The 11,934-nt window shown below is 72.5% G+C and carries 7 protein-coding genes; 5 read left to right on the top strand and 2 right to left on the bottom strand.

The window, feature by feature from the left end; genetic code table 11:
- Positions 1-96: 96 nt before the first annotated feature.
- A complete protein-coding gene (gene dapD, locus BU198_RS10675) occupies positions 97-1,101 on the bottom strand; it encodes a 2,3,4,5-tetrahydropyridine-2,6-dicarboxylate N-succinyltransferase (protein WP_188296593.1) in 1,005 nt (334 codons plus the stop codon).
- Positions 1,102-1,242: 141 nt separating this feature from the next.
- Between dapD and BU198_RS10670 the strand changes: the two genes are divergently transcribed.
- The 3 genes from BU198_RS10670 to argF all read left to right on the top strand — a co-directional run bounded on the left by BU198_RS10670 (position 1,243) and on the right by argF (position 6,734).
- A complete protein-coding gene (locus BU198_RS10670) occupies positions 1,243-2,892 on the top strand; it encodes a 3' terminal RNA ribose 2'-O-methyltransferase Hen1 (RefSeq protein WP_188296592.1) in 1,650 nt (549 codons plus the stop codon).
- Positions 2,889-5,606 carry a polynucleotide kinase-phosphatase gene (locus BU198_RS10665; protein WP_188296591.1) on the top strand — a complete coding sequence of 906 codons (2,718 nt, stop codon included), beginning with the start codon at positions 2,889-2,891 and terminating at the stop codon, positions 5,604-5,606. Before BU198_RS10670 ends, BU198_RS10665 begins: the two co-directional genes overlap by 4 nt.
- Before the next feature lie 126 nt (positions 5,607-5,732).
- Positions 5,733-6,734 (top strand): ornithine carbamoyltransferase, encoded by a 1,002-nt coding sequence (gene argF / locus BU198_RS10660; RefSeq protein ID WP_188296590.1) that lies wholly within the window; start codon positions 5,733-5,735, stop codon positions 6,732-6,734.
- Positions 6,735-6,793: 59 nt separating this feature from the next.
- On the opposite strand, the gene BU198_RS10655 is transcribed toward argF, so the two are convergent.
- Positions 6,794-7,327 (bottom strand): superoxide dismutase family protein, encoded by a 534-nt coding sequence (locus BU198_RS10655; RefSeq protein WP_188296589.1) that lies wholly within the window; start codon positions 7,325-7,327, stop codon positions 6,794-6,796.
- A gap of 420 nt (positions 7,328-7,747) precedes the next feature.
- On the opposite strand from BU198_RS10655, the gene acnA reads away from it, so the two are divergent.
- Both acnA and BU198_RS10645 read left to right on the top strand, forming a co-directional pair.
- Positions 7,748-10,408 (top strand): aconitate hydratase AcnA, encoded by a 2,661-nt coding sequence (acnA, locus tag BU198_RS10650; protein WP_188296588.1) that lies wholly within the window; start codon positions 7,748-7,750, stop codon positions 10,406-10,408.
- 183 nt (positions 10,409-10,591) lie between these two features.
- Positions 10,592-11,899, top strand: a complete 1,308-nt coding sequence (locus tag BU198_RS10645) for a glycoside hydrolase family 18 protein (protein ID WP_188296587.1) — start codon at positions 10,592-10,594, stop codon at positions 11,897-11,899.
- The last annotated feature ends 35 nt before the right edge of the window (positions 11,900-11,934 follow it).

Below are 11,934 nucleotides of genomic sequence, written 5' to 3'. Positions count from 1 at the left end.
AGCGCGCGCCCGCCCCGCGAGCCGCCCCGGCCCGGAGCGGCGAGCGGGGCCCGGCGCCGTTCGGCACCGGACCCCGCGACGGCCTCTGCCCGCAGGTCAGTTGTGGGCGTGCAGGTCGGCGTTCAGGCCGCCCCAGGAGCCGGTGCGGGCGATGACCTCGACCGCACCGCTCTGCGAGTTGCGACGGAACAGCAGGTTGTCCTGGCCGGACAGCTCGACGGCCTTGGCCACCGTGCCGTCCGGGGTGGTGACCTGGGTGCCGGCGGTGACGTACAGGCCGGCCTCGACCACGCAGTCGCTGCCGAGCGAGATGCCGATGCCCGCGTTGGCGCCGAGCAGGCAGCGCTCGCCGACCGAGACGACCTGCTTGCCGCCGCCGGACAGGGTGCCCATGATCGAGGCGCCGCCGCCGATGTCGCTGTGGTCGCCGACGACGACGCCCGCGCTGATCCGGCCCTCGACCATGGAGGTGCCCAGCGTGCCGGCGTTGAAGTTGACGAAGCCCTCGTGCATCACGGTGGTGCCCACGGCCAGGTGGGCGCCGAGCCGGACGCGGTCGGCGTGGGCGATGCGCACACCGGTCGGGGCGACGTAGTCGGTCATCCGCGGGAACTTGTCGATCCCGTACACGGCCAGCTGGCCGCCCTGGGCGCGGACGGCGAGGCGGGCCTGCTCGACCTTGTCCACCGGGACGGGGCCGATGCTGGTCCACGCGACGTTGGCCAGCAGGCCGAAGACGCCGTCCAGGTTCTGGCCGTGCGGCCTGACCAGGCGGTGGCTGAGCAGGTGCAGGCGCAGGTACACGTCGTGGGTGTCGAGCGGCTTCTCGTCCAGCGAGGCGATGGTGGTGCGCACGGCGACCACCTCGACGCCGCGGCGCGCGTCGGCGCGCAGCGCCTCGGCCGCACCGGCGCCGAGCTCGGCCTCGGCCTGCTCGGCGGTCAGCCGGACGGTGCCGGCCGGGCCGGGCTCGGCGGTCAGCACGGGGGTGGGGAACCAGGTGTCGAGAACGGTGCCGTCGGCGGCGATGGTGGCCAGGCCGGCGGCCACGGCACCGTTCGCCGGGGAGGTGGATTCGGGCGAGGTGGATTCAGCAGTCACACCGTGCACGTTAACCAATGCGGGGCCCCGCTGCCGAACACGCCCACCGGACGGACACACCCGCCGGACGGGCCGGTCGGCGGGGCGCGGGGCAGGAAAACCCGGTGCTCACGGCCTCGGCACTGGGCAATACTTCAGCGGGTGTTCATGTCGATCTCCACCACCGGCAGCGCCGAGAGCCCGGCCACGGATCTCGGGTTCCTGCTGCACAAGCACCCCGGCAAGGTCCAGCGGTTCGCGACGTCGCACGGCGAGGCCCACGTCTTCTACCCCGAGGCGGAGGACGAGGTCTGCACGGCGGCGCTGCTGCTGGACGTGGACCCGATCGCACTGGTCCGCAAGGGCCGGGGCGACGGCAGGGGGCGCGGCGGCTCGCCCGACTTCGCGCTTGCCCAGTACGTCAACGACCGCCCGTACGCGGCCTCCTCGCTGCTCGCGGTGGCGCTGCGGACGGTGTTCCGGTCCGCGATGAAGGGTGACTGCCCGGCCCGCCCCGAACTGCCCGGCCGGATCCGCCCGCTGCGGATCGAGCTGCCCGCCGTGCCCGCGAACGGCGCGGGGGAGGAGGGCGGTCCGGCCCTGGTGGCCCGGCTGTTCGAGCCGCTGGGCTGGCAGGTCGAGGCGACGGCGATCCCGCTGGACGAGGCGTTCCCCGAGTGGGGCGAGTCCCGCTACGTGCGGCTCGTGCTCGCCTCGGGGACGGTACGGCTCGCCGACGCGCTCCAGCAGCTGTACGTGCTGCTGCCGGTGCTGGACGGCGCCAAGCACTACTGGGTCGCCCCGGACGAGGTGGACAAGCTGCTCGTCGCCGGTCAGGGCTGGCTGGCCGCCCACCCGGAGCGCGCCCTGATCGCCCGCCGCTACCTGTCCCGGCGCTGGTCGCTGGCCCGGGCCGCGATGGAGCGCCTGGAGCTGGCCCGGCTGGCGGAGGCGGACGACCGCGAGGTCGAGGAGATCGACAACGCGGTGGACGACCGGCCCGAGAAGGAGCACGGCACCGAGGAGCCCGGCACGGCGCGCACCGGTGAGCCCGGCGCCGCGAGCAGCGGTGACGGAACCGGCCGGGCGCTGGAGCAGCCCCGCGAGCCCTCGCTCGCCGAGCGGCGCCGCACCGCGATCCTCGCCGCGCTGCGCGAGACCGGTGCCGCCCGGATCGCCGATCTCGGCTGCGGTCAGGGCGAGTTGATCGGCGAGCTGCTCAAGGACGCCCGGTTCACCGCGATCCTCGGGGTGGACGTCTCCGCGAGGGCGCTGCGGGTGGCGAGTCGTAAGCTGGGCCTGGAACGGCTGCCGGAGCGTCAGGCGGCCCGGGTGGCGCTGGTCCAGGGAGCGCTCACCTACACCGATGCCAGGCTGAAGGGCTTCGACGCGGCTGTGCTGTGCGAGGTGATCGAGCATCTGGACCTTCCGCGGCTGCCCGCGCTGGAGTACGTGGTGTTCGGCGCCGCCCACCCGAGGGCGGTCGTGGTCACCACGCCGAACGCCGAGTACAACGTCCGCTGGGAGAGCCTGCCGGCGGGCGCCGTCCGGCACGCCGACCACCGCTTCGAGTGGTCCCGGGCCGAGTTCCGTGCCTGGGCCGGGAAGGTCGCCGCCGCGTACGGCTACGCCGTCGAGCTGCGCCCGGTCGGTCCGGAGGACGCGGAGGTCGGCGCCCCGACCCAGCTGGCCCTGTTCACCACGACCGCACCCACCACGACCGCACCCGCCACGACCGAGACGACCGAGACGGCGACCACACCCGCGACGGCGACCACACCAGCGACGCCCGAAGGAGGCGAGCCCCGATGACCGACGACGCGACCGAGAGCGCGGCACCCGACGACAGCCAGGACCAGGCACGGACCGAGTGCCCCACCGCGCCCCGCCGCCTCCCCGTCACCGACGTCTCCCTCGTCGTCCTGATCGGCACCAGCGGCGCGGGCAAGTCCACCTTCGCCCGCCGCCACTTCCTGCCCACCCAGGTGGTCTCCTCCGACTTCTGCCGCGGCCTGGTCGCCGACGACGAGAACGACCAGTCCGCCTCCGCCGCGGCCTTCGAGGTCCTGCACCACATCGTCGGCAAGCGGCTGGCGGCCGGCCGGTTGACCGTGGTGGACGCCACCAACGTCCAGCCCGAGGCCCGTCGGCAGCTGGTCGCGATCGCCCGCGAGCACGACGTGCTGCCGATCGCGATCGTCCTGGACGTCCCCCCGGGGGTGTGCGCCGAGCGCAACCGCTCCCGCCCGGACCGGCAGCTCCCGGCCCATGTGGTCCCCCGGCAGAACCGCGAGCTGCGCCGCTCCCTCCGGGGCCTGGAACGCGAGGGCTTCCGCAAGGTGCACGTCCTGCGCGGCGAGGCCGAGGTGGCGGCCGCGGAGATCGAGCTGGAGAAGCGGTACAACGACCTGCGCCACCTCACCGGCCCGTTCGACATCGTCGGCGACATCCACGGCTGCCGCTCCGAGCTGGAGACCCTGCTGACCCGGCTCGGCTACGCCCTGGCCAGGGACGCCGAGGGCCGCCCGGTGGACGCCGCGCACCCCGCGGGCCGCACCGCCGTCTTCGTCGGCGACCTGGTCGACCGGGGCCCCGACACCCCGGGCGTGCTGCGCCTGGTGATGGGCATGGTGGCGGCCGGTCACGCGCTCTGCGTGCCGGGCAACCACGAGAACAAGCTCGGCCGGGCGATGGACGGCAAGAAGGTCACCGTCGCCTACGGCCTCCAGGAGTCGCTGGACCAGCTGGCCGGGGAGAGCGAGGAGTTCCGGGCCGAGGTCCGGGCGTTCATGCGCGGCTTGGTCAGCCACTACCTGCTGGACGGCGGCGCCCTGGTGGTCTGCCACGCCGGGCTGCCGGAGAGGTACCACGGCCGCGACTCGGGCCGGGTCCGCTCGCACGCGCTGTACGGGGAGACCACCGGCGAGACCGACGAGTACGGCCTGCCGGTGCGCTACCCGTGGGCGGAGGAGTACCGGGGCCGGGCGCTGGTGGTCTACGGCCACACCCCGGTGCCGACCGCGAGCTTCGTCAACAACACCGTCTGCCTGGACACCGGCTGCGTCTTCGGCGGCAGCCTGACCGCGCTGCGCTACCCGGAGCGCGAGCTGGTGGGCGTCGGGGCCGAGCGCGAGTGGTACGCCCCGGCGCGCCCGCTGATCACCGACGCGCCCGGCGCCCGGGAGGGCCGTCCGCTGGACCTCACCGACGTGGCGGGGCGGCGGATCGTCGAGACCCGTCTGCACGGGCGGGTCGCCGTCCGGGAGGAGAACGCGGCGGCGGCGCTGGAGGTGATGAGCCGCTTCGCGCTGGATCCGCGGCTGCTCGCCTACCTGCCGCCGACCATGGCGCCGAGCGCCACCTCCCGCCGGGACGGCTACCTGGAGCACCCGGAGGAGGCGTTCCTCGGCTACCGCGCGGACGGTGTGCGGCACCTGGTCTGCGAGGAGAAGCACATGGGCTCGCGCGCGGTGCTGCTGGTCGCCAGGGACGGGGCCGCGCTGGAGCGCCGCTTCGGCGTGGCCGGGCCCGGCGCGATCTGGACCCGTACCGGCCGGGCCTTCCTCGCCGACGAGGAGCTGACCGGCGCGGTGCTGGAGCGGGTCCGGGCGGCCGCCGAGCGAGCCGGGCTGTTCGAGGAGCTGGCCACCGACTGGCTGCTGCTGGACGCCGAGCTGATGCCGTGGTCGCTGAAGGCGGTGGAACTGCTGCGCCGCCAGTACGCGGCGGTCGGTGCGGCGGCGGGCGCCGCCCTGCCGGAGGTGCTGTCCGCGCTGGAGCGGGCGGCCGGGCGAGGCCTGGACCTGGCCCACCTGACCGCCCGCCAGCGGCAGCGGGCGGTCGACGCACGGGCGTTCACGGAGGCGTACCGGCGCTACTGCTGGCCGACCGAGGGCCTGTCGGGCATCCGGCTCGCGCCGTTCCAGCTGCTGGCGGCCGAGGGGACGAACCTCGCGGTGCGCCCGCACGACGAGCACCTGGACCTGATCGACCGCCTGGTGGCCGCCGACACCCGCACCGACGCCGCCGACGCCGACGGCACCCACACCGACGGCACCCACACCGACGCCGCCGACGCCACCGACGCCGCCGACCGGAGGGAGCCGGTGCTGCACCGCACCCGCCGGATCCTGGTGGACACCGAGGACGAGGCCTCGACGGCCGCCGCCACCGCCTGGTGGGAGGAGCTGACCGGCGAGGGCGGCGAAGGCATGGTGGTCAAGCCGCTGGCCTCGCTGGTGCGGACCGCGCGCGGCGAGGGCCGCCCGGGCGGCCTGGTGCAGCCCGGGGTGAAGGTGCGCGGCCGGGAGTACCTGCGGATCATCTACGGCCCGGACTACACCGAGCACCTCGACCGGCTGCGGCTGCGGGCGCTGGGCCACAAGCGCTCGCTGGCGCTGCGCGAGTACGCGCTGGGCCTGGAGGCGCTGGACCGGCTGGCGGCGGGGGAGCCGCTGTGGCGGGTGCACGAGCCGGTGTTCGCGGTGCTCGCGCTGGAGTCGGAGCCGGTCGATCCGCGGCTGTAGTGGTGGCGCCGGGTGAGGGGAGTCCCCCGTGGGCTCTCCTCACCCGCCCCGTCTCTGTATAGAAATTCCGAGTATCGTATAGACTTGCCGCTCCCTTTCCCCGTCCCGTCACCACAGGAGCCCGGCATGGCCTTCAACCTCCGGAACAGGCACTTCCTCAAGGAGCTCGACTTCACGCCCCAGGAGTTCCGCTTCCTGGTGGACCTCGCCGCCGGGCTCAAGGCGGCGAAGTACGCGGGCACCGAGCAGCCCCGGCTGCGCGGCAAGAACATCGCGCTGATCTTCGAGAAGACCTCCACCCGTACCCGCTGCGCCTTCGAGGTCGCCGCCCACGACCAGGGCGCCACCACCACCTACCTGGACCCCGCGGCCTCGCAGATCGGCCACAAGGAGTCCATCAAGGACACCGCCCGGGTGCTCGGCCGGATGTTCGACGGCATCGAGTACCGCGGCCACGGCCAGGAGGTGGTCGAGGAGCTCGCCGAGTACTCCGGCGTCCCGGTCTGGAACGGCCTGACCGACGAGTGGCACCCCACCCAGATGCTGGCCGACGTGCTCACCGTCACCGAGCACACCGCCAAGCCGCTCGCCGACGTCACCCTCGCCTACCTCGGCGACGCCCGCTCCAACATGGGCAACTCGTTGCTGGTCACCGGCGCCCTGCTCGGCATGGACATCCGGATCGTCGCCCCGCGCGAGCTCTGGCCGGCCGAGGAGGTGCGGAAGTCGGCGCAGGACCTGGCCGCGACGACCGGTGCCCGGATCACCCTCACCGAGGACGTGGCCGAGGGCGTGGCCGGTGCCGACTTCCTCTACACCGACGTCTGGGTCTCGATGGGCGAGCCCAAGGAGGTCTGGGCCGAGCGGATCGAGCTGCTCAAGCCGTACCAGGTCTCCATGGACACCGTCCGGGCCACCGGCAACCCGGCCGTGAAGTTCCTGCACTGCCTGCCCGCCTTCCACGACCTCGGCACGGTGCTCGGACGGCAGATGCACGAGGCGACCGGCATGACCGAGCTGGAGTGCACCGACGAGCTGTTCGAGTCGGCGCACTCCATCGTGTTCGACCAGGCCGAGAACCGGCTGCACACCATCAAGGCGGTCCTGGTCGCGACCCTCGGCTCCTGACCGGGTCCGCGGGCTCCGGACGGCCCCCCGGAGGCTCCGGCCTCCCCGGGGCTCCGGCCTCAGCCGTCCAGCTTGACGCAGGCCACCCGGTCGCCCGCCGCGTGCGGGCCGGCCGGGGTGCCCGCGTGCAGCACCAGCGAGCGCGCCTCGCCCGGCCGCGGCTGCCAGCCCACCACGGCGGTGGCGGTGCCCCCGCCCTGCTGGTCGGTGCGCAGCACCAGTCGCAGTTCGTTGCGCTCGTTGGCGTACGCCGGGTCGGTGGACGGCTGCACCGGGTCGGCCGCGTCCTGGTAGTGCGGCCCCGAGGAGGCCGGGTCGGCCCCGCAGCTGCCGGTGTGCAGGTGTGCCGGGAACTCGTGGCCGGGGGCGAGTCCGGTGGCCCGCAGGGTGAGCACGGTCCGCCCGGGCACCGAGCGGTCGGTGACGATCGTGGCGTGCGAGCCGTACGGCACCAGGTCGGTCGCGTAGCTGACGGCGGCCGGCGGGACGAAGGCGGTGGCCGGGTCGAAGTCGGCCTCGACGACGGAGACCGGCGAGGCGGCGGGGGCGAGCAGGGCCAGCGGCAGCAGGGCGGCGGCGAGCGGAGCGGGCATCGGGGCGGGCCTTCCACGGGTGGGGCGACGGTCGCCCTGCTAACGCGGCCGGAGCCCCGAGGACACCCCGGTCCGCCGCCCGCGCCGGGCCGCCGGCCGGTACCGTCCCCCTCGCCGACCGGCGGTTCCGGTGGTGAGCTTGTGGTGGTGGCGCTGCCGACGGCGACGGTGGTCGTGGCCGGTGCGGTCCGGCCGATCGGGCCGGAGCGCAGGCGGTGCGGCCCGGCCGACCGGTGCGGCACGGCATGCACTATGGTTTATCTCGACATCGAGATAACTGCCCCTTACGATATATCTCGACATCAAGATACCTGCCGAGAGGCGCTCGCCGGCGATGCGGGCAAGGCAAGCCTAAGTAAGGCTGACCTTACCACCGCGTGACGGCCGGATACCGCACGAAGCACCCAGAAGGAGTCAGTCGTGTCCGCGAACAGCTTCGACGCCCGCAGCCCGCTGCAGGTGGGCGACGAGTCGTACGAGATCTTCAAGCTCTCCGCCGTCGAGGGTTCCGAGCGGCTGCCGTACAGCCTCAAGGTGCTGCTGGAGAACCTGCTCCGCACGGAGGACGGCGCGAACATCACTGCCGACCACATCCGCGCCCTCGGCAACTGGGACGCCGACGCCCAGCCGAGCCAGGAGATCCAGTTCACCCCGGCCCGTGTGATCATGCAGGACTTCACCGGCGTGCCGTGCGTGGTCGACCTCGCCACCATGCGCGAGGCCGTCAAGGAGCTCGGCGGCGACCCGGCCAAGATCAACCCGCTGGCCCCGGCCGAGCTGGTCATCGACCACTCGGTCATCGCCGACAAGTTCGGCACCAAGGACGCGTTCACCCAGAACGTCGAGATCGAGTACGGCCGCAACAAGGAGCGCTACCAGTTCCTGCGCTGGGGCCAGACCGCCTTCGACGAGTTCAAGGTCGTCCCGCCGGGCACCGGCATCGTCCACCAGGTGAACATCGAGCACCTGGCCCGCACCGTCATGGTCCGCGGCGGCCAGGCCTACCCCGACACCTGCGTCGGCACCGACTCGCACACCACCATGGTCAACGGCCTGGGCGTGCTGGGCTGGGGCGTCGGCGGCATCGAGGCCGAGGCCGCGATGCTCGGCCAGCCGGTCTCCATGCTGATCCCGCGCGTCGTCGGCTTCAAGCTGACCGGCGAGCTGCCGGCCGGCACCACCGCCACCGACCTGGTGCTCACCATCACCGAGATGCTGCGCAAGCACGGTGTGGTCGGCAAGTTCGTCGAGTTCTACGGCGACGGCATCGGCTCCATCCCGCTGGCCAACCGCGCCACCATCGGCAACATGTCGCCGGAGTTCGGCTCGACCTGCGCGATCTTCCCGATCGACACCGAGACCATCAACTACCTGCGCCTGACCGGCCGTGACGAGCAGCAGCTCGCCCTCGTCGAGGCCTACGCCAAGGAGCAGGGCCTCTGGCACGACCCGTCGCACGAGCCGGTCTACTCCGAGTACCTGGAGCTGGACGTCTCCACCGTCGTCCCGTCGATCTCCGGCCCGAAGCGCCCGCAGGACCGCGTCGTCCTGGCCGAGGCCGCCCAGCGGTTCGCCGAGGCGCTGCCGACCTACTCCGCCGAGGCCTCGAAGCCGACCGCCGTCACCGCCCCCGACGGCTCGGCCTACGAGATCGACAACGGCGCGGTCGTGATCGCCTCGATCACCTCCTGCACCAACACCTCCAACCCCTCCGTCATGCTGGGCGCCGCCCTGCTGGCGAAGAAGGCCGTGGAGAAGGGCCTGCACGTCAAGCCCTGGGTCAAGACCACCCTGGCGCCCGGTTCCAAGGTCGTCATGGACTACTACGAGAAGGCCGGCCTGCTCCCGTACATGGAGAAGCTGGGCTTCAACCTGGTCGGCTACGGCTGCGTCACCTGCATCGGCAACTCGGGCCCGCTGCCCGAGGAGGTCTCGGCCGCCGTCAACGAGGCCGACCTCGCGGTCGTCTCGGTGCTCTCCGGCAACCGCAACTTCGAGGGCCGGATCAACCCCGACGTCAAGATGAACTACCTGGCCTCCCCGCCGCTGGTGGTCGCCTACGCCCTCGCCGGCAACATGAACATCGACATCACCCGGGACGCCCTGGGCCAGGACGCCGACGGCAACGACGTCTTCCTCGCCGACATCTGGCCCTCGGAGCAGGAGGTCGCCGACACCGTCGCCGGCTCCATCGACGAGGCCATGTTCGACAAGGGCTACCAGGACGTCTTCGCCGGTGACCACCGCTGGCAGTCGCTCCCGGTCCCGACCGGCAACACCTTCGAGTGGGACGCCGAGTCCACCTACGTCCGCAAGCCCCCGTACTTCGAGGGCATGGCCAAGACCCCGAGCCCGGTGACCGACATCGCCGGCGCCCGCGTCCTGGCCAAGCTGGGCGACTCGGTCACCACCGACCACATCTCCCCGGCCGGCAACATCAAGCCGGGCACCCCGGCGGCGCAGTACCTGACCGCCAACGGTGTCGAGAAGCGCGACTTCAACTCCTACGGTTCCCGTCGTGGCAACCACGAGGTGATGATCCGCGGCACCTTCGCCAACATCCGCCTGCGCAACCAGATCGCGCCGGGCACCGAGGGCGGCTACACCCGCGACTTCACCCAGGCCGACGCGCCGGTGTCGTTCATCTACGACGCCTCGCAGAACTACCAGGCCGCCGGCACCCCGCTGGTCGTCCTGGCCGGCAAGGAGTACGGCTCCGGCTCGTCCCGCGACTGGGCCGCCAAGGGCACCGCGCTGCTGGGCGTCAAGGCCGTCATCGCCGAGTCCTACGAGCGCATCCACCGCTCGAACCTGATCGGCATGGGCGTCCTGCCGCTCCAGTTCCCGGAGGGCGAGAACGCCGACTCCCTCGGCCTGACCGGCGAGGAGACCTTCTCCTTCACCGGCGTGACCGAGCTCAACGAGGGCCGCACCCCGAAGACCGTCAAGGTCAAGGCGGTCGGCGCGGACGGCACCGCCAAGGAGTTCGACGCGGTCGTCCGCATCGACACCCCCGGTGAGGCGGACTACTACCGCAACGGCGGCATCCTGCAGTACGTGCTGCGTTCGCTGATCGGCTGACCGGACACGATGGCAGAGCCGGCGCATAGCGCCTGAAGGGGCCGGACCGCACCATGCGGTCCGGCCCTTTTTGCATGCTGCGCCGGTTGCGGTCGCCCTCTTGTGCGGTGAACGGCGGATGGACTAAACCTCTGTGCAATCTGGTCCAGACCATTTGACGCCGCTTCAGAGAACAGGTCCGGTATGCCCACTCGCGCCTCAGCCCTGCTCGCCGCCGCCACCGCAGCCGCGCTGCTCGCCGCCCCCGCCACCGCCGTCGCCGACGACGGGAGGCACGGCCCGAAGCTGAAGGGCCAGCGGGTCGGCTACTTCACCCAGTGGGGCGCCGACAGCTCCGCCAAGCGGGTCCAGGAGTCCGGCCAGGCGGCCAAGCTCACCGTCATCAACTACGCCTTCGGCAACGTCTCCGCCGAGGGCACCTGCTTCGAGAGCAACGAGGCGGGCCAGAGCGACGCCCGCAACGACTACCAGCGCTCCTTCTCCGCCGCCGAGTCGGTGGACGGCGTGGCCGACGCCCCGGGCCAGCAGCTGAAGGGCCACTTCAACCAGCTGCGCAAGCTCAAGGCGAAGAACCCCCAGCTGCGCACGGTCATCTCGCTGGGCGGCTGGTCCTGGTCCAAGTACTTCTCCGACGCGGCCGCCACCGACGAGGCCCGCAAGAAGTTCGTCTCCTCCTGCATCGACCTCTACGTCAAGGGCGACGTGCCGGTCCTGGCCGACTCCCCGGAGGGCGGCAAGGGCGCGGCCGCCGGCGTCTTCGACGGCATCGACATCGACTGGGAGTACCCGGGCGGCGGCGGGGACGAGGGCAACGTGGTCCGCCCCGAGGACGGCCGCAACTTCACCCTGCTGATGCAGGAGTTCCGCGACCAGCTGGACGCGCTGAGCGGCAAGAAGGGCAAGAAGTACCTGCTGACCGCCGCCGTCGCCGCCAACGAGAACGTCGCCGACCGGCTCGAACTGCCCGAGCTGAGCGAGTCGGTGGACTGGCTGAACGTGATGACCTACGACCTGCACGGCCCGTGGGAGGGCAAGGGCCCGGCCAACCACCAGGCCCCGCTGTACTCCGACCCGTACGACCCGGACCCGCGCCAGCGCAGCGCCGACAAGGCCGTCAACCACTACCAGGAGCGCGGCCTGCCCTCCGAGCAGCTCGTCCTCGGGGCCCCGCTGTACGGCCACGGCTGGACGGGCGTCGCCCCCGGCAAGCGCGGCGGCCTGTTCCAGAGCGCCACCGCCTCCGCGCCCGACCACTCGTACCAGGAGATCAACGCGCTGCCGGGCAAGGTCTACCTGGACCGTGACCACGGCGCGTCCTGGAAGTACGACGGCACCACCTTCTACAGCTACGACACCGCCGAGGTGCTCACCCAGAAGGCGCAGTACACGCGCTGGAACGACCTGGCCGGCGTGATGGTCTGGTCGCTGGACGGCGACGACGCCCAGGGCAGCGCGATCGCCGCGCTGGACCGCGGCCTGCGCCGCGGCTGACCGACCCGCACCACCTGACGCAGGGCCCGCCACGG

It is taken from the genome of Streptomyces sp. CBMA156 (genome assembly GCF_014596515.1).
GTDB lineage: Bacteria > Actinomycetota > Actinomycetes > Streptomycetales > Streptomycetaceae > Kitasatospora.
Note: the sequence above shows the minus strand (reverse complement) of the source record. Positions and strands in the feature narration are given on the sequence as shown.